The organism is Nonomuraea sp. NPDC003707, from assembly GCF_053587055.1.
This window is the reverse complement of sequence record NZ_JBSFNK010000001.1, coordinates 441,081-461,782: the sequence shown is the minus strand read 5'-3', so window position 1 is coordinate 461,782 and position 20,702 is coordinate 441,081. Positions and strand designations below refer to the sequence as shown.

The following is a 20,702-nucleotide window of genomic DNA, read 5'->3' as shown; positions in this document are numbered from 1 at the left end:
CTCCGCACATGACGACATTTCCACGTCTGGCCGCTTTCGCGCTGCTGGCCGGACTGGTCGCCGGATGCTCCTCAGGGGGCTGGGGCGACTACGTCGCAGCGGGCGAAACGCAGAAACCAGCGGCAATCCTCACCGTCGAGCAACTCTCCTCCAAGGTCGGCTGCAAGCCGAAGATGCAGGTCGAGGCCACCGAGATCCGCACCGGCTACTGCAAGACCAAGGCGGGCCAGTTCTTCGTCAACACGTTCGCCAGCGAGAAGCTCAAGGACGAGTGGATGGACCGGGCGCCGGAGTACAACCCGCACCTGGTCGGCCCGCAGTGGACCGTCCTGGGCCCGCTCCCGGTGCTGGAGCAGCTGAAGGAGCCGCTCAGCGGCGATCTGCATCTGATGGACCACAGGGTCTCCCAGACGCCGGCGCCACCGAAGTAACCAATCGGTATGAGGTGAACCGGGGCTGGTGGGCCCGCGTACCTTCGCACATGACGACACTTCCACGTCTGGCCGCTTTCGCGCTGCTGGCCGGACTGGTCGCCGGATGCTCCTCAGGGAGCGGAGGCGGCTATGTCGCAGCAGCCGGAAAGCAGGGCCACGCCGCCCCCCTCACCGTCGAGCAGCTCTCGGCCAAGGTCGGCTGCAAGCCGAAGATGCAGGTCAACGCCGCCGAGATCCGCACCGGCTACTGCAAGACCCCCGATGGCGAGTTCTTCGTCACGACGTTCAAGACGCAGGCGGGCAAGGACGCCTGGATGGACGCCGCCCCCGAGTACAACCCCCACCTGGTCGGCAACCTCTGGACCGTGCTGTCCAGTCGCAAGGTGCTCGACCTGCTGAAGGAGCGGCTCGGCGGCGACCTCCACCTCACTGATCACCGTACGAAGCAGATGAAGACCATCGGCTAGCGGAGCTTCAGCAACTCGTACTGGGCCCAGACCTCGGCCGGGGCCGCGACGCGGTCCAGGAACATCAGGCCGTCCATCCGGCAGTCGCAGGGGTTCTGCTCCCTGGTGTTCTGCGGAAAGCTACCGCCGATCTTGATGCCTCTCGGGTCCGTCGCCGAGGTGACGTCCGGCTCGGGGTCCCCTTCGACGCCCCACGGGTCGCCGGTGACCGAGTAGAACCCGTCGAGCGGGCGGCCGTTCCTGTAGAGCTTCATCGTCCCCTTGTCGAAGTCGAACGTCGCGGCCAGGAACACCCACTGGTCCCGAGGCAGCACCTCCCGCCAGGGCTTGTTCGCGGCGAACGTCTGGGAGGCGCTGCCGTCCACGCGCCGGGCGAGCGCCACGACCCTCATCTCGCCGTTCACCGTGATGAGCTCGAGCAGGGCCCGGACGTCGTGCCCCTGGGAGTTGCCGCTGAGCACCCCGGCCAGGCCGATCGCGTTGAAGAAGTCGGCCGGGTCCTCGGTGTTGGAGTTGGGCGCCGGGCCGTCGCCCAGCATCTTGAACCAGCCCATGACGGTCGCGCCCTTGACGCCGTTGAACGCGCGCAGCGTCGGCACGCCGTCCGCGCCGTAGACGCCGGCCTTCCAGTCGTCGTTGCCGGTCGTGGCCGGATCGACCTGGCGGGTCTGCAGCGCGTACGTGCTGCCCCGGTAGGCCTGGTCGGCCACGCGCATGGCGGCGCCGCCGTTGACCAGCGTGATGTTCGTGCCGGACAGGCCCTGGTCCTGCTCCTGGGCCGGGTCGGCGGGCAGCGGGTGCTCGAAGTCGTACGCGGCCACCAGGTTCTTACGCAGGGTCGGCAGCAGCTCCGACGGGGTCCAGCCGGCCTTGGTGATCTTCCAGATCTTCCCGTTCGCCTTGGACAGGACGTAGAGCTCGCCCGCGCCGTCCCGGCCGAAGCGCAGGTCCACCCGGGTGCTCCCGGCCAGGTCCTGCATGGTCAGCTGCTTTCCGGACGTGTCCACCAGCCGCGGCTTGTGGATCGTGGCCCGGCGGCCGGTGCGCTCGTCCATCTCGGAGGCGACGGTGAAGAAGACCTGGCCGTCCACGATGTCGCCGAACAGGTACTTGCCGTACAGCAGCGGCAGCTTCTGCCCGCGGTAGACGAACCCGCCGGTGACGGCGTGGCCGCTGTCGGAGGTGCAGGAGTGTCCGGGCGGCGGGTCGTGGTCGTAGGCGGCCACCGGGTAGGTGTAGCCGTACTGCGCGTCGTCGTCCGGCAGCGTGTAGAGGTGGCAGCGGTCGGACTTGCTGAACACGAACGAGCCCTCGCGCTCGCTCCAGCCCAGGTTGTCGCCGGCGCCGACGTCGTAGATGGCCTCGATGGCGTGCTCGCCGATGTGGCCGAGGAACAGCCGGTTGCCGGCCTGCGGGTCCCAGCTGAAGCGGTGGGGGTCGCGCATGCCGTACGCGTAGATCTCGCCGAGCTTGCCGGCCTGTCCGGCGAACGGGTTGGCGGCGGGGACGCCGTACCTGCCGTTGGCGCCGTTCGTGCCGGCCGGGTCGATCCTGAGGATCTTGCCCTGCGGGATGGCCAGGTTCTGCGGGTCGTCGCTGGACACGCCGCGGGCGCCGTCACCGGCGGCGACGTACAGCAGGCCGTAGTCCTTGTCGCCCTTGCGGGCCGTCGGGTTGAAGTCGATCTGCTGGATGCCGTGGATCTGGCCGCTGAAGCCGAGCCGCAGCACCTCCCTGCGGGTGCCGGAGAAGACGTTCGCCTTCGGGTCGGTGGCCGTCCACTCGGTGATGACGCCGTGGAACCTGGTGCTGGGCTGCGGCGTCAGGTCGGGGGTCTTCGTGGTCAGCGCGTTGCCCCACTCGGTGTGCACGGTGTAGAACTTGCCGTTCCTGGCGAATTCGGGGTGGAAGGCGGCGAAGCCGAACCCGCTGCCCAGGCCGCGCCCGGAGACGAAGTCGGGCGCGAAAGTCGCGCCGACGTCCAGGTATTCGCGCGGCTGGCCCTTGTCGAGGAAGTAGAGCTTGCCGTTGAGGTCGTTGACGAACAGGCGGCGCGAGCCGTCGGGGAGCTCGCCCAGGTAGTTGATCCTGGCCGTGCGGACCAGGCGCGGGTCGGTCGGCTCGGGAGTCGTCTCCGTCTTCGGGAACGAGGCGAACTCCTCCAGCGTCAGCGTCAGCCCCGAGGCGGTCGGCTTCTCGGGGATGGGGTCGTCGACGGGGGTCGGGTCGGCCTGCGCGGCTGCCGGCGGCGCGCATAACGCGGTCACCAGCACCGCGGCGATCAGGCACCGGAGGGTTTTCGGCATACCTGCTCACCACCAGGGGAGTCGAGGGCTATTGATCGGCGCTGTCGCAGGCAGGGGTGCCCTTGACGGTCATGTCGCGCATCCTGCCGATGTTGTCGAAAGAGCCGAAGCCGACCCGGCCCGACGCGAACGTGCGGTCGGTGGCCGTGATCAGCGGCGTCGTGGCGCCGTCCATGTAGACCGCGATGCGGCCGGTCTCGACGCAGTGGGTGACGCGGACGCGGTGCCACGCCGTGTCGATGACCGCGGGCGGCGCGCCCACCTGGCCGTTCCACTGGTCGTCGATGCGCAGACGGTCCGCGTTGTTGACGACGAAGATCCCGTTGTGCGGGTAGATGGTGTTGTCCTGCGAGAGGTGGACGTAGTAGAACTCCGTGTCCGACCGGTAGCCGAACACGATGATCACGTCGCGGTTGCTGACGCTGGTCGGGGTGTCCAGGCGGACCTGCGCGTCGATCCGCACCGAGCCGAACTCGGGGCCCGTCTTCAGCACCGCGTACTCGAAGGGCCGGCGCGGGCCCGGGCGGGCGACGCCGGCCTCGGCGAGGATCACCTGGTCGCCGGGGAACTGCCACTTGGCGGGTGTCACGGGCGCCCAGTTGCGCCCGTCGTTGACCTGCTTCACCTTGGCATGGCCGGGGCCGCACTCCGGTGCCACCGTGGCGGTGGCGGCCTGCGCGGGGATCGGTACGGCCAGCGCGAGCATGGCCGTCAGGAGGAGGGTGCGAAAGGCTGACATCCAGGATCCTCTCGCCGGATGGCTCAACGTAAGCGCTTCCGAAAGCGCTTCCGTAAAGAAACTAACCCGGAAGATCCGGCTGTCAAGAGGGTCGGTGGACCGGTGTCAAGGCGGCGGTGGGGCCGTGGAGGCGCGTACGACCAGCTCGTGCGCGGTGCGGCGGCGGCGCGGGCGCGAGGCGGGCGGCTTGAGAACTAGCTCAAGCGCTTGCTTGCCCATCTCGACCATGGGCAGCCTGATCGTGGTGAGCGCCGGATACACGTCGCGCGCCACCGGCACGTCGTCGAACCCGGCCACCGAGATCTCCCCGGGCACCCTGCGCCCGTTGTTGAGCAGCCACGACAGCGCGCCCACCGCCATCGGGTCGTTGAGCGCGACCACGGCCGTCAGGTCGGGGTGCGCCCGCATCAGCCGGGCCGTGGCGGCCGCGCCGCCCTCCCTGGTGAAGTCGCCGTGCACGACGGGGAACGAGCGCCAGTCGAGCCCGGCCGCGGCCAGCGCCGCCCGCAGCCCGGCCAGCCGGTCTTCCACCGTGGTCAGGTTGGCCGGGCCGCCGAGCACGCCGAGGCGGCGGTGGCCCAGGTCGAGCAGGTGGTGCATGAGCGTGGAGCCGCCGGCCGCGTTGTCGGGCAGCACGGCGTCCACCGGCAGGTGGTGGCGGCCGATGACGGCCACCCGGCCGCCCGCCGCCGTGAACGAGCGCACCTCGGTGGCGATGTCGGCCTCGGTCGCCGCATCGACGTAGCCGGACCCGGCCAGCACGATCGAGGTCACGCGGTGCGCGCGCAACGCCCGGACCCGGGACAGCTCGGCACGCGGGTCGCGCTCGGTCTGGCTGATGAGCGCCATGTAGCCGCGGCTCTCGGTCTCGCGCAGCACGCCCCTGGCGATCTCGCCGAAGTAGGGGTCGCCGACGTCGTGCACGATCAGCCCGACCATGGACGCCTGCCCGCCGGCCAGGGCCCGCGCGTGGCTGTTGGGCACGTAGCCGACCTGGGACGCGACCGCCTGGACGTGGGCGGCGACCTCGGCGCTCACGCCGCTGCTGCCCGTCAGGGCCCGGGAGGCCGTGGCCAGCGAGACCCCCGCGGCCTTGGCCACGTCGACGAGGCGGGGTGGATGAGATCGCTCGGTCATGCGCTGAGAACCCCCCTTGTCCGGGGCCGGATCTCGTGTAATCGTAACCGAAAGCGCTTACGTAAGCGCTTTCGTGGCGCCTCTTCTGACGGGGGATTTCCTCGATGGCAAGAGTTCTCAAGAGCCTGACGATCACTTCGATGTGCGCTTTGGCCCTGACTGCCTGCGCCAAGACCGACGAGCCGGGGACGGCTCAGCCGGCGGGGCAGCAGCAGGGTCCGGTCAAGATCGGCATCTCCCTTCCGCTCACGGGTGACTTCGCCGAGCCCGGCAACGGCATCAAGGACGGCTACCAGGTCTGGGCCGACCGGGTGAACGCCAAGGGCGGCCTGCTGGGCAGGAAGGTCGAGCTGATCTTCCGCGACGACGCCTCCGACCCCAACCGGGTCAGCTCCGACTACGAGTCGCTCATCACCCAGGACAAGGTCAACCTGGTCTTCGGACCGTTCTCGTCGCGGCTGGTGATCCCCGCGGCGAAGGTCGCGGAGTCGTACAACATGCTGTTCGTGGAGCCGGCCGGGGCCGCCAAGGAGGTCTTCGAGCAGGGCTTCAAGCGGCTGTTCTACGCGGCGCCGGCGATCGCCAGCGACCACTACAACTACCTGGCCGACTACATCATCAAGCTGCCGGCCGACAAGCGGCCGAAGACGGCGGCGTACGCGAGCCTGGACGACCCGTTCGCGCAGGGCACCGCGTACGGGCTGCGGGACAAGCTGGCCGCGGCCGGGATCAAGACGGTCGTGGACGAGGTCTACCCGCCCGAGACCACCGACTTCTCGCCCATCGCCGCCAAGATCGCCGCGGCCAAGCCGGACATCGTGGTGGGCGGCACGCAGTTCGAGGACTCCGTGGGCCTGGTGCGCGCGCTGCAGGAGCTGAAGGTGCAGCCCAAGCTGGCGGCGTTCTCGACGGGGCCGACGGAGCCGGAGTTCCCCGCCGCGGTGAAGGGGGCGGCCGAGAGCATCATCTCGCCCGTCGGCTGGTCGGCCACGGCCACCTTCACCGGCAACCAGGAGATGATCAAACGCCACAAGGAGATGTTCAACGGCGAGGCGAACGAGGACACCGCCAACGGCTTCACCGTCGGCCAGGTCGTCGAGGCCGCCGTGAACGCCGCCAAGTGCGTCGACGCCACCAAGGAGTGCCAGGACAAGCTGGCCGACCACATCAGGCAGGGCACGTTCGACACGGTCGTGGGCAAGCTCTCCTTCGACGACCAGGGCAGGCCCGAGCAGGCGCACATGATCCAGCAGTACGTCGGCGGAAAGGTCGAGATCGTGCTCCCCGAGCAGGCCAAGACGGCCGACCTCGTCTACCCGAAGAAGCCATGGTGAGCCTGCTCCTGCAGGGGCTTGCCCTGGGCGTGCTGACCGGAGGCCTCTACGCGCTGCTGGCCTCCGGTCTGTCGCTGTACTTCGGGGTGATGCGGGTGGTCATGGTGGCCCACCCCGCGTTCCTGTTCCTGGCCGCCTATCTGACCTACACCGTGCACACGACGTTCGGCGTGGACCCGTTCCTGGCGCTGCCCGTCACCGTGCCGCTCTTCTTCGCGCTGGGCGTGGTGGTGCAGCGGCTGCTCGTCGCGCGGCTGGCGCCGGACAACCTGGCGATGATGTCGGTGCTGCTGACGTTCGGGATCGCGCTGACGATCGAGGGGCTGCTCGGGACGATCTACACCGGGTCCTACAAGTCGGTCAGCATGGAGTACGCGACCAAGTCGCTGACGATCGGCGGCGTGCACCTCCCGTACGACAAGATCATCGCGTTCTTCGTCGCGGCGCTCACCCTCGCGGTGCTGTTCGCGGTGCTGGTCAAGAGCCGGTTCGGGCAGGCGCTGCGGGCCACCATCCAGCACCGGGAGGCGGCCCGGCTGGTCGGCGTCCAGACCGAGCGGGTCGCCGGGTACGGCTTCGGCGTCGGCCTCGCCACCGCGGCCGTCGGCGGCACCGTGCTCGCGCTCATCACGCCGTTCTTCCCCGCCTCGCACTGGGTGTGGATCGGCAAGCTCATGGCCATCATCGTGGTCGGGGGGCTGGGGAGCGTGATCGGCGCGGCGCTGGCGGCCGTCCTGCTCGGCGTGGTCGAGGGCCTCGTGCTGGTGACCGTGGACGCCACCTGGGCCACGATGATGTTCTACGTCTTCCTCTTCCTGACGCTGCTCGCGCGCCCTCAGGGGTTCTTCGGAGGCCGACTTGCGCATCGCTTCTAGAGGGATCCCGCTGCTGGTCGCCTGCCTGGCGCTGGCCTATCCGTGGCTGGTCCCCAACTACTACCTCGTGTACGCGGGCGCGCTGACCGTCATGTACGCGGCCATGTCCACGTCCTGGAACCTGCTGGGCGGTTTCACCGGATACGTCTCCCTCGGCCACTCGGCGTTCTTCGGCCTCGGCGCGTACGGGACCGGCCTGCTGATCGTGCGCCTGGGCGTGCCGTGGGTCGCGGCCCTGCTGGTGTCGGCCGTGGCCGTGACGGCGTTCGCCGTGTTCGTCGGCGTCGCGGCCGTGCGGGTGCGCGGCGCGTCGTTCGTGATCGTGTCGATCGCGCTCGTGTCGATGATGAACCTCGTCGTGCAGGGCTGGCGCTCGCTCACCGGCGGCTCCACCGGGCTGCAGGTCCCCTCGCCCTTCCCCGACCTGCACCGGGGGCAGACGCACATCGTGTTCTTCTACCTGTTCCTGGCGCTGCTCGGGCTCGCGCTGCTGTCCTGGTGGTACGTCTCGCGCTCCCGGTTCGGCGCCGGCCTGCGGGCGATCAGGGAGGACGAGGACAAGGCCGAGTCCCTGGGGGTGCCGACAGGGGCGTACAAGGTGACGGCCTTCGCCCTGTCGGCCCTGTTCGTGTCGCTCGCCGGAGGGCTCTACGCGGTCTGGTTCGGCAGCCTCGACCCGATCTTCGTCTTCTCCATCCTCATCGGGTCGTACATGGTGCTGATGAGCCTGCTCGGCGGGGTCAGGCACCTGTTCGGGCCGCTGCTCGGGGCGCTCATCGTGGCCCCGGCCGGCGAGTACTTCCTGATCGCGCTGGGCGAGACGCAGATCCACCTGACCGCGACGGGCCTGCTGCTCGTGCTGGTCGTGCTGTTCATGCCGGACGGCATCCTCGCCCGGCTCACCAGGAGGCGCGCCGGGCCCTCCATCCCGGACGAGACGGCCGAACAGCGGCTCCAGGGGGTGGCCCGATGACTTCGCTGCGCACCGAGGGACTGACCAGGTCGTTCGGCGGGGTGCTCGCCGTGGACGGCGCGAGCGTCGAGCTCCAGGAGGGCAGGATCAACGGCCTGATCGGCCCCAACGGCTCCGGCAAGACCACGTTCTTCAACATCGTCACCGGCATGATCAAGCCGGACTCCGGCCGGGTGCTCTACCGCGACCGCGACATCACCCGCCACTCGCCGCACCGCGTCGCGCACGCCGGCATCGGCCGCACCTTCCAGCTCTGCCGCGTCTTCCCGCGCCTGACCGTGCTGGAGAACATGCTGGTCGCCGTCCGCCGCACCCGCCTGCGCGAGCTGCTGGCCGGGCTGCGGGACCAGGGCGAGGTCGAGCGGGCCCGGCACTGGCTGCGGCGCATGGGCATCGAGCACCTGGAGGACGCCGAGGCCCGCGACCTGTCCTACGGCCAGCAGAAGCTGCTGGAGCTGGCCGCCGTCCTCATGGCCGAGCCCGAGCTGGTGCTGCTGGACGAGCCGGCGGGCGGGGTCAACCCGGCGCTGATCGACCGGATCGTCTCGCTCGTACGCGACCTCAACGCGGAGGGCCGTACGTTCCTCGTCGTCGAGCACAACATGGACATGGTGATGGGCATGTGCGACCACGTGATCGTCTTCGACCGGGGAGCGCCGATCGCGGCGGGCCCGCCCGCCGAGGTGCGGGACGACCCGCGCGTGCTGGAGGCGTACCTCGGTGTCTGAGAGGAGCGGTGAGCGACCCATGAGCACCGTTCTGGCGCTGGAGGACGTCGAGGCCGGCTACGGCAGGGCCGCGCCGGTGCTGCGCGGGCTGACCGTCACCGTGCGCGCCGGCGAGGTCGTCTGCCTGGTGGGGCCGAACGGCGCGGGCAAGTCCACCGCGCTCAAGGTCGCCAGCGGGCTGCTCGCGCCCCGGTCGGGGCGGGTCCTGCTGGCCGGCCAGGACGTGACCGGCCTGTCGCCGCAGCGCCTGCTCGAGCGCGGGCTCGCCCACGTGCTGCAGGGGCACAGCGTGTTCCGCGAGATGACCGTGGCCGAGAACGTGCGGCTCGGCGGCTTCACCGTGCGCGACTCCGCGAAGCTCCAGGCCCGGATGGAGGCGGTCAAGGAGCTGTTCCCCGTGGTGGGCGAGCGGTGGGGGAGCATGGCCGGGCTGCTGTCGGGCGGGCAGCAGAAGCAGGTGGAGTTCGCGCGGGCGCTCATGCTGGAGCCCTCCGTGGTGCTGCTGGACGAGCCGTCGATGGGGCTCGACCCGCGTAACACGCAGGTGGTCTTCGACCAGATCGACCTGATGCGCCGTACGGGCGTCGCCGTGCTGCTGGTGGAGCAGAACGCGCGCCGGGCGCTGGAGATGGCCGACGTCGGCTGCGTGCTCGACCTCGGCCGTGTCCACATCTCCGGTCCCGCCCGCGAGCTGGCCGCCGACCCCCGGCTCGGCCGCCTCTATCTCGGCGGCGCCCCTGTCACCTAGCCCTGCGTGAGGAGGGTGCCCTCCACCCGGACGCGCTTCCTGAACACCCAGTACGTCCACCCCTGGTAGACCAGCACGAACGGGAGCGTGATCAGGCCGATCCAGCTCAGCATCGTCAGCGTGTACGGCCCGGAGGCCGCCTCCGCCAGCGTCAGGCCGGGGAACGGGCGCAGGCGCAGCTCCATGAAGACCGCCAGGGTCGACAGCACGATCGCCCCCGCCGTGGCCGCGAAGGCCCAGCCCTCGCGGCGGCGCCAGATCAGCGCCGTGGCGGCCGCCAGCGCCGCCATGGCGGCCAGCGCGGGGAACGTGCCCAGGCTCGACAGGGCGGCCACGGCCACCGGAACGGCCACGCCGCTGGCGGCCATCGCCACGACGCGGGCGCGGCGGCGTACCGGGCCGGTGGTCTTGAGCGCCAGGAAGACGGCGCCGTGCAGGGCGCACACCGCCAGCGAGAACGCGCCTCCCAGCAGGGCGGCCGGCACGCTGTCGAACACCAGGTCGGCGAAGACCGCCCCCCACAGGAACGCCGGGAGCGCGCTGCCCACCACGATGCCCAGGTCGCACCAGCGCGGGTCCTTCACCTTGCCGCGCCACTCCAGGCCGACGCCGCGCACGATCAGGCCGACCAGGACGAGCGTCACCGGCAGGTAGAACGAGCTGAACACCCCCGCGTACCAGGCGGGGAACGCGGCGAACATGGCGCCGACGGCGGTGATCAGCCACACCTCGTTGCCGTCCCACACCGGGCCAATGGTCTGCAGGCTCTGCCGCTGCTCGCCGGGGTTGCGGCTGACCAGCGGGGCCAGCATGCCGACGCCGAAGTCGAAGCCCTCCAGCACGAAGTAGCCCGTCCAGAGGAAGGCGATGATGACGAACCACAACTCGATCATTGTCTGCTCCCTCAGTACATCAGCGACGGCTCGCGCCGCTCGGCGGCGGCGGGGGTGGGCGCCTGCTCCTCGACGCCCTTGCGGACATGCCTGGTCAGCAGGACGACCTCGGCCACGGCGAGCGCGCCGTACAGGAGTGTGAAGATCGTCAGGGACGTGGCCACCTCGGCCAGGCTCACCCCCGGCGACACGCTGGAGGCGGTGAGCAGCTCGCCCGCGACCGTCCACGGCTGGCGGCCGACCTCGCTCAGCAGCCACCCGGCGATCACCGAGAGCAGCGGCAGCGGCACCGCCAGGAGCATCGCCCGCGACAGCCATCTCGGGAACTCACGCCTGCGCCGGGTCAGCCAGAGGCCCAGCACCGACAGGCCCACCGTGGCCATCCCGAACCCCATCATCACGCGGAACGACCAGAACACGACCGGCTCGTTCGGCCGGTAGTCGCCCGGGCCGAACTGCTGCTCGAAGCGGCGCTGCAGGTCCTCGGTGCCCTGGACGGTGGCGTTCGGGTCGTGGGCGGACAGGAAGCTGAGGACCTTGGGGATCTCGATGCCCGGGACGAGGGAGAACGATGCGCCGGCCGTGTCGCGCTCCAGGCCTTCGGCGGAGGCCAGCTTCATGGGCTGCTGCTCGTACATCAGCCTGGCCGACATGTCGCCGGTGCCCGCGACGACGGCGCCCGCGAGGGCCGTCATGACGAGGGCGGCGCGGGCCGCGCTGCGCCACATCGGGGCGCGCGTCCTGAGCAGCCAGTAGCCGCTCACGGCCAGTACGAATCCGCCCGCCACGATGAACGCCGCCCCGATCACGTGGGGCACCTGCGCCACCGCCGTGGAGTTGGTCAGCACGGCCCACAGGTCGGTCATCCTGGCCCTGCCGTCCACGACCTCGTAGCCGACGGGGTGCTTCATCCAGGCGTTGGCCGCGAGGATGAAATACGCCGACAAGTTGGACCCGATGGCGGCCGCCCAGATGCACGCCAGGTGCGCCTTCTTCGGCAGCCGATCCCATCCGAAGATCCACAGCCCCAGGAACGTGGACTCCATGAAGAAGGCCAGCAGCGCCTCCATGGCGAGCGGCGCCCCGAAGACGTCGCCGACGAACGTGGAGTATTCACTCCAGTTCATTCCGAACTGGAACTCCTGCACGATGCCGGTGACCACGCCCATGGCGAAGTTGATCAGGAACAGCTTCCCGAAGAACTTCGTGAGCTTCAGGTAGTGCTCTTTCCCTGTCCGGTGCCAGGCCGTCTGCAGGCCCGCCACGAAGATCCCCAGACCGATGGTCAAGGGGACGAACAGAAAGTGGTACACGGTGGTCACCCCGAACTGCCACCGTGCCAGGTCAAGTGCGTCCATCTCCCCGCCGACTCCCTGAGCTCTACAGCGTGTAGTTTATCTACTTGAAGTAGTACTACAGCTCGTAGAGCAACGCGATGCGAGCTTGGTCACATCGCTCCCCGTTGGTTGTTGCCGCATCGAGGATCCCGTGCGGACGGGCCCCGGCGCGTCCGCCGCCGGGGTGATTCATTCGTACGTCCGGGGGTGGAGGTGTGGTCCCCGGGGGTCGATGGCGCCGCTGCCCCTTCGAAAACAGTATGGAAAACTTCGATAACAGTGGGTAATAATGTTGCGGTGGGTGATGCTTCTGTGACAGGAGGTGTGTGACGGCAATCCGCCGCTCGACCACCAAATGGCACGCGCCACTCCTTCGGCAGCTGTTGCCCTTATCTGCACGGTCCGTGCTGCTTAGAGTGGCGACGTAACGGGATCCCGGCCTCAAAGGACGGGCTTTCAGCCCCACGGGCTGAGGGCCGCCGTTACCAGACCCAGCCAACACCGACAAGGAGGTGACTACGTTGGCTACCTTTCGTGCAGGACAGAAGACCCACCAGGCTGTGCTTCCTCAGCAGCCTGCTCTGGAACTACGGGCAGCAGACACTCCCCGGATCGGGAACGAAACGGGCCCGCAGCGCCGTACGGCACCGTGCGCGGAAGATGGTCGAGAGGAGATCGCCAGGCGTTCACCTGCGCCTGGTGGCGTCACCCCCGAGCCTTTCAAGGCCGGGGAGGAGCCGCGTGAGCGGCACCCGTTCGTGTTCGTGCTCGACAAGCATGGGACGCCGTTGCAGCCGTGCACGCCCGCCAGGGCGCGAAGGCTGCTGAAGTCCGGGCGGGCGGTGGTCGCCCGGCACACTCCGTTCGTGATCCGCTTGAAGGATCGCACCGCCGCCGACAGCCAGGTCGACGGGGTGGAGCTGGGCGTTGACCCTGGCTCCCGCCACACCGGCATCGCCGTGTTCACCGCCGTGGCCGGGGAGCGCCGCGGCCGGTTCGCTCTCCAGCTCGATCACCGCGGCGCGCAGATCCGCGAGAAACTGAAGCAACGAGCTCTCTACCGCAGGCGGCGCCGGTCCGCGAACCTGCGCTACCGCGCACCGCGGTTCCTGAACCGCGCCCGCCCGAGCGGCTGGCTCGCCCCGTCGCTGCGGCACCGCGTTGGCACCATGGTTTCGTGGGTGGACAGGCTGGCCAGGTGGGCGCCGGTCCGCGTGGTGCACGTGGAACGGGTCGCGTTCGACACCCACGCCATCAGCGCCGGCCGTCCGCTGGAGGGAGCCGAGTACCAGCATGGCACCCTGTACGGATACGAGGTGCGCGAGTACCTGCTGGCCAAGTTCAGCCGCGCCTGCGTCTACTGTGGCACAACTGGTGTGCCGTTGAATATCGACCACGTCCATCCCCGGTCGCGGGGCGGCTCGGACCGCGTGTCGAACCTGGTCCTGGCCTGCATCCGGTGTAACCAGGCCAAGAGCAACCGCCCGGCTGAGGAGTTCGTCACCAACCACCGAGTGCTGGCCCGGATTCTGGCTCAAGCGAAAACACCGTTGCGGGACGCCGCCGCCGTCCAATCGGTCCGCTGGGCGCTATGGCGCGCCCTCGACCAGCGGCTGCCCACCCACAACGCGTCGGGTGGCCGGACCAAGTGGAACCGCACCCGATGCGGCCTGCCCAAGTCCCACACCCTCGACGCACTTGCGGTGGGCAAGCTCGACACCATTACCGAAACTGTCAGCCGCGTCCTGATCGCCGGATGCGCGGGCCGTGGCAGCCACACTCGCACCCGCACCGACAAGTACGGTTTTCCCCGCCTGCGGCTCCCGCGCCGCAAGCAGTTCTACGGTTTCGCCACCGGCGACCTCGTCCGCGCTGTTGTCCCCACCGGCAACAAGGCCGGAACCCACACGGGCCGGGTCGCCGTACGGGCCACCGGCAGCTTCAACATCGCCACCACCCACGGCACTGTTCAGGGCATCCACCACCGGCATGTCCGCCTGCTGCAGCGGGCGGATGGCTATGCCTACACCATCACGAAGGAGGAGGAAGTATGCGCGCTTCGCGCTTGAGGCTGTCCCGGCTTCGCCGGGCTACTCCTGACGGGACCCCGATCCCTCCCAGCCCTGAGGCTGAAGGGCTGGGTTTCCTTGGGGGACTCCGATGAAGGTGGCGGGTACTGCCGTGATCGGCGTTCAGAGGGATCGGGTATGGGCTGCGCTCCAGGATCCGGCGGTGCTGGCGAGCACCATTCCGGGATGCGAGTGCCTAGAGGAGACCGGGCCGGACACGTACCGGATGACCGTGAACGCGGGCGTCGCGTCCATCAAGGGCGTCTACCAGGGGGAGGTGTCGCTCACCGACCCGCTGGCGCCCGAGAGCTTCACGCTCAAGGCGCGCGGGCAGGGGGCGCCCGGGACGGTGGACGCCACCGTCGTGGTGCGGCTGAGCGAGGTCGACGACGGGACCCGGGTCGACTACGACGCCGACGCGGTGATCGGCGGGATGATCGGCGGGGTCGGGCAGCGCATGCTGGGGTCGGTGGCCAAGCGGACGGCGGGGGAGTTCTTCGCGGCCGTGGAGGATCACCTGTGTGCGGCGGCCGTCCCCGCCGGCGTGCAGGCGCCCGCCGAGGCGGAAGCGGTGAGCCCGGCGGGCGGCGCCGTGTACGGGCGGATCCCCAGACCGCACACGCAGACGCGGCCGTGGGTGATGCTGGCGTCGTTCGGGATGGGGGCGGGCATCGCGCTCACGGGCGTCGCGGTGGGCTGGCTCATCGGACGAGCCTCCCGGCGCCCATGAGGGCTCTCGCGGAAAAGGATCTCCAGGCGTAGCGTGGCTGGTATGCGGCAGGCACACGCGGAAGACGCACGAACCGAAGCCAGGAGAGTCGTTCGCAACCTGCTGGGCGACGAGCGCCCCACAGCCGAGACCTTGATCGTCGACGTGCGCCCGGTGCTCGGGGACGAGCGGACCGAGCGGACGCTGGGGCTCGCGCTCGGAGCCTCGCTCACCCGGCGCTCGGCCGAGCTGGCCGCCATCGCCGCGCTGCTCGTGGGCACCCGCGAGCTGGGCGAGGAGTGGTGGAGCCGGCTCAGGGGCGGCAAGCTGCCGGCCCCCGACGAGGTGGTGCGCACGGCGGTCGCGATCGAGCCCTGGACCGATCTGACCGCGCTGGAGATGCTGGCCGCCTGGATCTCCGACGACGCCGCCGACCAGCTGTGGGGCCGGCCCGTCGCCGAGGTCGACCTCAACTCGTGGCATGCCGAGGACCGCTTCCGGCTGCCGCCCGGGGTGAAGCCGGGGCAGCGGCTGGTCGTTCACTTCGACGCCGGCGGGCGGCTCGACGCGGTCGTCACCCGCAGGCCCGACGAGGATCTCGGGTCCAACCTCGACTTCCACTCGCTGCGTTACTCCCGGCCCGCCGAGGCGCAGTGGAGCTGGGGAGTGGCGGCCGGGCTGGGGCCGCACCGGTTGCCCGGCGAGGACCCCGACCCGTACGCCCGCGAGGTCCCGGCCGCCGCCGGGGGAGTCCTGCGGGCCTGGGCGGTGCGGCACGGCGCCACCCGGGAGCAGCTCGGCGAGCGCTGGGAGACGGTCGGCGACGTGGTGGCCGCCATCGAACGCGTGGACTGGATGTGGCGGAGCGGGGAGTGGTTCGGGTGGTGGCGGGGCGCCTCGGCGCTCGTGGACGACTCGGCGTACCTTCCCTACCGCCTGGAGGAGCTGGCCGCCGGATAGCCGTCCGGCGAAAGGGTTGTGTGACAATCGAGGCGTGTCGCGACGTCGCCTCGGTTACCTGCTCAAGCACGCCAACCTGCGCCTGGGGGAGCTGACGGGGCCGGCGCTGGAGCCGTACGAGATCGACGGGCGGGAGTTCGGGGTCATGTCGGTGCTCCGCACGCCGGAGCCGCTCTCCCAGCTGGAGGCCGCCCAGCGGCTGGGCATCGACCGGACGACGATGGTCGCGCTGCTGGACGGCCTGGAGCGCAAGAAGCTCGTCGGGCGCCGGCCGCATCCCGCCGACCGGCGCAAGAACATGGTGGAGCTGACCGGCCACGGGCGCGAGGTCCTGGAGGCCGCCACCCGCGCCGTGGGCGTGGCGGAGGAGGAGTTCCTGGCAGACCTGCCGGAGGAGGATCGGCGGCTGTTCAGAGACCTGCTGGACCGCCTGGTGTGAGGACGCTCCGGCCTTGGCTCTCGCCCTCGCCGAGCCGGCCGGAGCGGTGGTGGCGGCGGCAGAGCACCTGGTAGCGCACCGGCGAGGCGTCGGTGTCGCCGATCACGACCTGCTCGCCCGTACGCGCCATGACCCCGCCCACCACCCTGGCGTTGAGCTGCCCGGGACGGCCGCACCAGCACAGCACCTCGACCTGCAGCCGGCACACCTCGTCCGCCAGCTCGAACAGCCGCTGCGCCGCCGGGAACATCACCGAGCGGAAGTCCGAGGCCAGCCCGAACGCGTAGACGTCCACGCAGTGCTCGTCCACCAGGTCCGCGAGCTGCTCGATCTGCGGGACGGTGTAGAAGCAGGCCTCGTCGCAGATGAGGAAGTCGATGCGGTCGTGGGAGGTGACCAGTTCCACGATGTCGAGGGAGTCCTCGACCTCGATGGCCTCCAGGCCGAGGCCGATCCGGCTGGTGATCTTGGGGCCGCCGGAGCGGTCGTGCTTGGTCAGCACCAGACCACGCCTACCCTGGCGTCCGTGGTTGTAATTCATCTGGAGTGCCAAGGTGGACTTCCCGCAGTCCATGGGGCCGAAGTAAAACTTGAGCACGGCATCCCGGGCGCCAGACGGCACGGCAGACAAGGCAGACAGTTCAGTCACGGGGGGCCAGCTTAGTGGCTTGGCTTGTTCCATGACCTCGTGGGACATTTCTCCTCTGGAGTTCGCAGGAGGAACAGTGGTCACCGAGCTGAGGAGCCATGCGTAGCGTGCGTATCGGAGTGGACACCGGAGGAACCTTCACCGACGTGGTCGCGGTGGACGAGGAGACCGGTGAGATCCTCACCACCAAGACCCCGTCGACGCCCGCCGACCCGGCGGACGGGTTCGTCGCGGGCATCGAGAAGCTCGGCGCGACCGACGTCGGGTCGATCGTCCACGGCACCACGGTGGCCACGAACCAACTGCTCGAGGACCGGATCTCCAACCTCGGGTTCATCACGACCGAGGGCTTCGAGTACGTCCTGGAGATCGCCAGGCAGAGCGTGCCCGACGGCTACGGCAACTCCTACTTCTGGGTCAAACCGCCCAGGATCGTTCCCGTGCACCTGGTGAAGACCGTCGGGGGGCGGCTCGACCACCTGGGGCAGGAGGTGTGGCCGTTCTCGGAGGAGCAGGCCGTGGAGGTGGCCCGCTGGTTCCGGGCCAAGGGGATCAACGCGATCGGCGTCTGCTTCCTGCACTCCTACGCCAACCCCGAGCACGAGCGCCGCATGCGCGAGGTGCTGTGGCGCGAGCACCCGGAGGCGGTGATCTCGCTGTCGAGCGACGTGCTGCGCGAGTACCGCGAGTACGAGCGCTCGGTCACCACGCTGGTGGACGCCGCCGTCAAGCCCGCCATGCGCGGCTACATCGCGAGCCTGTCCAACCGCCTCGGCAAGCCGTTCTCCGTCATGAAGTCCAACGGCGGCATCCTGTCGGCCCGCGAGGTCGTCAACCAGCCGATCACCACCGTCCTGTCGGGCCCGGCGGCGGGCGCGCTCGGCGCGGCGCTCATCGCCTCCACGGCGGGGCACCCGTCGGTGATCACGCTGGACGGCGGTGGCACCTCGACCGACGTGGCCGTGGTGATCGACGGCGAGCCCTCGATCACCACCGAGGGCTCCGTGGGCCGCTACCCGTGCAAGATCCCGATGATCGACATCATCACCGTCGGCGCGGGCGGCGGCTCGATCGCGTGGATCTCGCCCGAGGGCACGCTCAAGGTCGGCCCCAGGTCCGCGGGCGCCGACCCCGGCCCCATCTGCTACGGCAAGGGTGGGACGGAGGTGACGGTCACCGACGCGCACGTGTTCCTCGGCCGGATCCCGCCCCACCTGCTCGGCGGCGAGATCCCGCTGGACGCCGACGCCGCGCGCGGCGGCATCGAGGCGCTGGCCGACAAGCTCGGGCTCACTCCCGAGCGGACGGCGACGGGCATCCTGGAGATCAGCGCGTTCAACCAGAGCAACGCGATCAGGCAGCTCACCGTCAAGCGCGGGCTGGACGTGCGTGACTTCCCGCTGGTGACGTTCGGCGGGTCCGGGCCGCTGCTGGCGTGCCGGCTGATCGACATCCTCGGCCTGCCGGCCGTGATCGTCCCGCGCGACCCCGGGAACGTTTCAGCGTTCGGGTTGCTGACGGTGGACGTCAAGAACGACTACGTCCGTACGTACGTCACCCGCGACCTCTCGCTCGGCAAGGCCGTCGAGATCTTCCATGACCTGGAGCATCAGGCGGGCGAGGCGCTCGACCGCGAGGGCTTCGACGACCCGGTCTACCTGCGCAGCGCCGACCTGCGCTACTACGGCCAGGCGTACGAGGTGCGGGTGCCGGCCCCGGCGGGCGAGATCGACGAGGACTGGCAGGCCGAGGTGGTCGACCGCTTCCACGCGGCCCACGAGAAGCTGTACGGGTACGCGTACCGCGACGACCCCCGCCACGGCGTCGAATGGGTGAACCTGCGCGTCTCCGGCATCGGCCCCATCACCCGCCCGGCCATCCGCCGCCTGGACAAGGCCGGCGAGGGCGCCACCTCGGTGCGTCCCGTGCATTTCGACGAGACCCGCGACACCGCGATCCACCAGCGCTCCGCCCTCGGCCCCGGCGCCACGGTCACCGGGCCGGCCGTGATCGAGGAGTACGGCTCGACGATCCCGATCCACCCAGGCTTCACCGCGAAGGTGGACGAGTACGGAAATGTGGAGGTCCGCCGTGACTGATCCGATCTTGGTGGAGATCGTCGAGGGCACGCTGGCGTCCGTCGAGAAGGAGGTCGAGACGGCCATCGCCCGTACGGCCCGCTCGCCGATGATCCGCGACGCGCACGACTTCCGCGCGGGCATCCACGACGTACGGCTGCGCAAGCTCACCGGCCGCTCCTACAGCGCGCTCGTCCAGCCGGTGGTGCGCGACTTCCCGGTCGAGACGATGAAGCCCGGCGACGTGTACTTCCACAACGACGTCTACCTCTCCGAGGGCGGCATCGGCCACCTGCCCGACCTGTGCGTGACCGTGCCCGTCTTCCACGAGGGCGCCGTCGTGGCGTTCGTGCAGGCGTTCGGCCACCACGACGACATCGGCGGGTCCGTGCCCGGCTCCATGCCCTCGCACGCCCGGTCGGTGTTCGAAGAGGGCCTGATGGTGCCGCCGATCAAGCTGTGGGACCAGGGCGTGCCGAACGAGGCCGCGCTGCGCATCATGACCCGCAACTCCCGCATGCCCGACTCGCTGGCCGGCGACCTCGACGCCGAGTGCTCGGCCTGCCTGATGGGGGCGCGGCGGCTGGGCGAGCTGTTCGACCGGTACGGCAGGCAGGCCGTCGAGGAGTGCTTCGACGCGATCATCTCCAAGACCACCGAGACGTTCCGCAGGGAGCTGCTGGCCAAGATCCCCGAGGGGACGTACGTGTGGGAGGACTACGCCGAGCACGACGGCGTGGACGAGCCCCGCCTGCACGCCCAGCGCATCACGCTCACCGTCGACCACGCCGCCGACTCCCCGCTCACGATCGACTTCACCGGCACGTCGCCGCAGGCCAAGGGGCCGATCAACCACGCGGGCGACTACGCCGACGGCGTGTTCCTGAAGAAGTGGCTGGCCCCGGTGCTGCGCAACCTGGCCGACACGCCCGAGCGGATGGCCGAGCTGGACGTCAACGAGGGCGTCGTGCCCCTCATCAAGATGATCTTCCCGGAGAAGGGCACCCTGCTCACCCCGGTCTTCCCGGCCCCCACGAACGCCCGCACGTTCGTCATCCTGCGCCTGCTCGGCGTGCTCGCCGGCGTGCTGGCCAAGGCCACGAACGGCCGCATGCCCGCCGATCAGGAGACCATCCGCTACACCGGCGTGTACGGCGCGGACGCCGACGACCAGCCGTACCTGATGCGCGAGGTCCTGGGCGGCGGCTCGGGCGGGCGCTGGTACGCCGACGGCGAGGACACCATCCACGTGGTGCCCGACTCGCGCAACATCCCGGTGGAGTTCGCCGAGGCGCGCTGGCCGTTCCGGGTGGAGCGGCTGGCGCTGGCCTGCGACTCCGGCGGGCCCGGCATGTTCAGGGGCGGGCTGGGCTACGACAAGCACATCAGGATGCTCAGGGACGCCTCCTACATGTCGATCGCCGACCGCTCGATCCTGTCCTGCTGGGGCGTCAACGGCGGCCTCGCGGGGCGGCCGTTCCGGGTGGAGATCGCGGGCAAGGAGATGGAGGGCCTGGTCGACGACCATCCGGTGCAGGCCGGTGAGCTGATCCGCATCCGTACGACCGGGGGCGGCGGCTGGGGCTCCCCGTACGACCGCGACCCCCGCTCGGTGGCCGCCGACGTGCGGGACGGGAAGGTGTCGATCGCGGGCGCGCTGGGCGACTACGGCGTGGTGCTCGACGGCGACCGCATCGACGAGCAGGGCACCGCCGAGCTGCGCGCCCGACTGCGCCCTCCGGGCGACCGCTTCTTCGACCGTGGGCCCGGGTACGCGAAGCTCTCGGGCGGACGCGCGTATGCCGAGGTGGACGAGCTTTAGGGAGA

19 protein-coding genes are annotated in these 20,702 nt (G+C 70.1%); 13 read left to right on the top strand and 6 right to left on the bottom strand.

Annotated features, from left to right (window positions below; all coding sequences use genetic code 11):
* Window positions 1–8 precede the first annotated feature (8 nt).
* Window positions 9–431, top strand: a complete 423-nt coding sequence (locus ACWDRB_RS02070; RefSeq protein WP_449891504.1) for a hypothetical protein — start codon at window positions 9–11, stop codon at window positions 429–431.
* A gap of 50 nt (window positions 432–481) precedes the next feature.
* Complete coding sequence (locus ACWDRB_RS02065; RefSeq protein ID WP_350722604.1) at window positions 482–901, top strand: hypothetical protein; 420 nt, start codon at window positions 482–484, stop codon at window positions 899–901.
* Here ACWDRB_RS02065 and ACWDRB_RS02060 read toward each other — a convergent pair.
* The 3 genes from ACWDRB_RS02060 to ACWDRB_RS02050 all read right to left on the bottom strand — a co-directional run bounded on the left by ACWDRB_RS02060 (window position 898) and on the right by ACWDRB_RS02050 (window position 5,083).
* Window positions 898–3,207 (bottom strand): PQQ-dependent sugar dehydrogenase, encoded by a 2,310-nt coding sequence (locus ACWDRB_RS02060; protein WP_449891503.1) that lies wholly within the window; start codon window positions 3,205–3,207, stop codon window positions 898–900. The two genes, ACWDRB_RS02065 and ACWDRB_RS02060, sit on opposite strands and share 4 nt — an antisense overlap.
* A 28-nt stretch (window positions 3,208–3,235) precedes the next feature.
* Entirely contained in the window at window positions 3,236–3,946 is a 711-nt protein-coding gene (locus tag ACWDRB_RS02055) for a hypothetical protein (RefSeq protein ID WP_449891502.1), read from the bottom strand.
* A 105-nt stretch (window positions 3,947–4,051) separates the two neighbouring features.
* Window positions 4,052–5,083: a LacI family DNA-binding transcriptional regulator gene (locus tag ACWDRB_RS02050; RefSeq protein WP_350722600.1), complete on the bottom strand. Its 1,032-nt coding sequence runs from the start codon at window positions 5,081–5,083 to the stop codon at window positions 4,052–4,054.
* Window positions 5,084–5,187: 104 nt separating this feature from the next.
* Here ACWDRB_RS02050 and ACWDRB_RS02045 point away from each other — a divergent pair, with 104 nt between their 5' ends.
* The 5 genes from ACWDRB_RS02045 to ACWDRB_RS02025 are packed head-to-tail and all read left to right on the top strand — an operon-like array spanning window position 5,188 to window position 9,741.
* Window positions 5,188–6,417: an amino acid ABC transporter substrate-binding protein gene (locus ACWDRB_RS02045; RefSeq protein ID WP_350722598.1), complete on the top strand. Its 1,230-nt coding sequence runs from the start codon at window positions 5,188–5,190 to the stop codon at window positions 6,415–6,417.
* Entirely contained in the window at window positions 6,411–7,292 is an 882-nt protein-coding gene (locus ACWDRB_RS02040) for a branched-chain amino acid ABC transporter permease (protein ID WP_449891501.1), read from the top strand. The genes ACWDRB_RS02045 and ACWDRB_RS02040 overlap by 7 nt, the downstream gene beginning before the upstream one ends.
* Window positions 7,276–8,265: a branched-chain amino acid ABC transporter permease gene (locus ACWDRB_RS02035; RefSeq protein WP_355194625.1), complete on the top strand. Its 990-nt coding sequence runs from the start codon at window positions 7,276–7,278 to the stop codon at window positions 8,263–8,265. Before ACWDRB_RS02040 ends, ACWDRB_RS02035 begins: the two co-directional genes overlap by 17 nt.
* A complete protein-coding gene (locus tag ACWDRB_RS02030) occupies window positions 8,262–8,993 on the top strand; it encodes an ABC transporter ATP-binding protein (RefSeq protein WP_449891500.1) in 732 nt (243 codons plus the stop codon). Before ACWDRB_RS02035 ends, ACWDRB_RS02030 begins: the two co-directional genes overlap by 4 nt.
* A 19-nt stretch (window positions 8,994–9,012) precedes the next feature.
* Complete coding sequence (locus ACWDRB_RS02025) at window positions 9,013–9,741, top strand: ABC transporter ATP-binding protein (protein ID WP_449891499.1); 729 nt, start codon at window positions 9,013–9,015, stop codon at window positions 9,739–9,741.
* Here ACWDRB_RS02025 and cydB read toward each other — a convergent pair.
* Together cydB and ACWDRB_RS02015 are read right to left on the bottom strand one after the other, a co-directional pair.
* The gene (cydB, locus tag ACWDRB_RS02020) at window positions 9,738–10,634 is read right to left on the bottom strand and encodes a cytochrome d ubiquinol oxidase subunit II (RefSeq protein WP_449891498.1); all 897 of its coding nucleotides are present in this window, start codon (window positions 10,632–10,634) and stop codon (window positions 9,738–9,740) included. The genes ACWDRB_RS02025 and cydB overlap by 4 nt on opposite strands.
* An 11-nt stretch (window positions 10,635–10,645) precedes the next feature.
* Window positions 10,646–11,992 (bottom strand): cytochrome ubiquinol oxidase subunit I, encoded by a 1,347-nt coding sequence (locus tag ACWDRB_RS02015; RefSeq protein WP_449891497.1) that lies wholly within the window; start codon window positions 11,990–11,992, stop codon window positions 10,646–10,648.
* 737 nt (window positions 11,993–12,729) lie between these two features.
* Between ACWDRB_RS02015 and iscB the strand changes: the two genes are divergently transcribed.
* The 4 genes from iscB to ACWDRB_RS01995 all read left to right on the top strand — a co-directional run bounded on the left by iscB (window position 12,730) and on the right by ACWDRB_RS01995 (window position 16,148).
* The gene (iscB, locus tag ACWDRB_RS02010; RefSeq protein ID WP_449891496.1) at window positions 12,730–14,040 is read left to right on the top strand and encodes an RNA-guided endonuclease IscB; all 1,311 of its coding nucleotides are present in this window, start codon (window positions 12,730–12,732) and stop codon (window positions 14,038–14,040) included.
* A 91-nt stretch (window positions 14,041–14,131) separates the two neighbouring features.
* Entirely contained in the window at window positions 14,132–14,770 is a 639-nt protein-coding gene (locus ACWDRB_RS02005; protein ID WP_449891495.1) for an SRPBCC family protein, read from the top strand.
* A gap of 42 nt (window positions 14,771–14,812) precedes the next feature.
* Entirely contained in the window at window positions 14,813–15,709 is an 897-nt protein-coding gene (locus ACWDRB_RS02000) for a hypothetical protein (RefSeq protein WP_449891494.1), read from the top strand.
* A 34-nt stretch (window positions 15,710–15,743) separates the two neighbouring features.
* A complete protein-coding gene (locus ACWDRB_RS01995; RefSeq protein ID WP_350722579.1) occupies window positions 15,744–16,148 on the top strand; it encodes a MarR family winged helix-turn-helix transcriptional regulator in 405 nt (134 codons plus the stop codon).
* On the opposite strand, the gene ACWDRB_RS01990 is transcribed toward ACWDRB_RS01995, so the two are convergent.
* Entirely contained in the window at window positions 16,120–16,830 is a 711-nt protein-coding gene (locus tag ACWDRB_RS01990; protein ID WP_449891767.1) for a thymidine kinase, read from the bottom strand. The two genes, ACWDRB_RS01995 and ACWDRB_RS01990, sit on opposite strands and share 29 nt — an antisense overlap.
* A gap of 65 nt (window positions 16,831–16,895) precedes the next feature.
* On the opposite strand from ACWDRB_RS01990, the gene ACWDRB_RS01985 reads away from it, so the two are divergent.
* Both ACWDRB_RS01985 and ACWDRB_RS01980 read left to right on the top strand, forming a co-directional pair.
* Complete coding sequence (locus tag ACWDRB_RS01985) at window positions 16,896–18,896, top strand: hydantoinase/oxoprolinase family protein (protein WP_449891493.1); 2,001 nt, start codon at window positions 16,896–16,898, stop codon at window positions 18,894–18,896.
* Window positions 18,889–20,697, top strand: a complete 1,809-nt coding sequence (locus tag ACWDRB_RS01980; RefSeq protein WP_449891492.1) for a hydantoinase B/oxoprolinase family protein — start codon at window positions 18,889–18,891, stop codon at window positions 20,695–20,697. The genes ACWDRB_RS01985 and ACWDRB_RS01980 overlap by 8 nt, the downstream gene beginning before the upstream one ends.
* Window positions 20,698–20,702: the final 5 nt, after the last annotated feature.

What these genes read in the sequence shown, in the direction of transcription:
- ACWDRB_RS02070 (WP_449891504.1), top strand. Translation starts at nt 9, where the DNA reads ATGACGACATTTCCACGTCTGGCCGCTTTCGCGCTGCTGGCCGGACTG.
- ACWDRB_RS02065 (WP_350722604.1), top strand. Translation starts at nt 482, where the DNA reads ATGACGACACTTCCACGTCTGGCCGCTTTCGCGCTGCTGGCCGGACTG.
- ACWDRB_RS02060 (WP_449891503.1), bottom strand. Translation starts at nt 3,207, where the DNA reads ATGCCGAAAACCCTCCGGTGCCTGATCGCCGCGGTGCTGGTGACCGCG.
- ACWDRB_RS02055 (WP_449891502.1), bottom strand. Translation starts at nt 3,946, where the DNA reads ATGTCAGCCTTTCGCACCCTCCTCCTGACGGCCATGCTCGCGCTGGCC.
- ACWDRB_RS02050 (WP_350722600.1), bottom strand. Translation starts at nt 5,083, where the DNA reads ATGACCGAGCGATCTCATCCACCCCGCCTCGTCGACGTGGCCAAGGCC.
- ACWDRB_RS02045 (WP_350722598.1), top strand. Translation starts at nt 5,188, where the DNA reads ATGGCAAGAGTTCTCAAGAGCCTGACGATCACTTCGATGTGCGCTTTG.
- ACWDRB_RS02040 (WP_449891501.1), top strand. Translation starts at nt 6,411, where the DNA reads ATGGTGAGCCTGCTCCTGCAGGGGCTTGCCCTGGGCGTGCTGACCGGA.
- ACWDRB_RS02030 (WP_449891500.1), top strand. Translation starts at nt 8,262, where the DNA reads ATGACTTCGCTGCGCACCGAGGGACTGACCAGGTCGTTCGGCGGGGTG.
- ACWDRB_RS02025 (WP_449891499.1), top strand. Translation starts at nt 9,013, where the DNA reads ATGAGCACCGTTCTGGCGCTGGAGGACGTCGAGGCCGGCTACGGCAGG.
- cydB (WP_449891498.1), bottom strand. Translation starts at nt 10,634, where the DNA reads ATGATCGAGTTGTGGTTCGTCATCATCGCCTTCCTCTGGACGGGCTAC.
- ACWDRB_RS02015 (WP_449891497.1), bottom strand. Translation starts at nt 11,992, where the DNA reads ATGGACGCACTTGACCTGGCACGGTGGCAGTTCGGGGTGACCACCGTG.
- ACWDRB_RS02005 (WP_449891495.1), top strand. Translation starts at nt 14,132, where the DNA reads ATGAAGGTGGCGGGTACTGCCGTGATCGGCGTTCAGAGGGATCGGGTA.
- ACWDRB_RS02000 (WP_449891494.1), top strand. Translation starts at nt 14,813, where the DNA reads ATGCGGCAGGCACACGCGGAAGACGCACGAACCGAAGCCAGGAGAGTC.
- ACWDRB_RS01990 (WP_449891767.1), bottom strand. Translation starts at nt 16,830, where the DNA reads ATGGAACAAGCCAAGCCACTAAGCTGGCCCCCCGTGACTGAACTGTCT.
- ACWDRB_RS01985 (WP_449891493.1), top strand. Translation starts at nt 16,896, where the DNA reads ATGCGTAGCGTGCGTATCGGAGTGGACACCGGAGGAACCTTCACCGAC.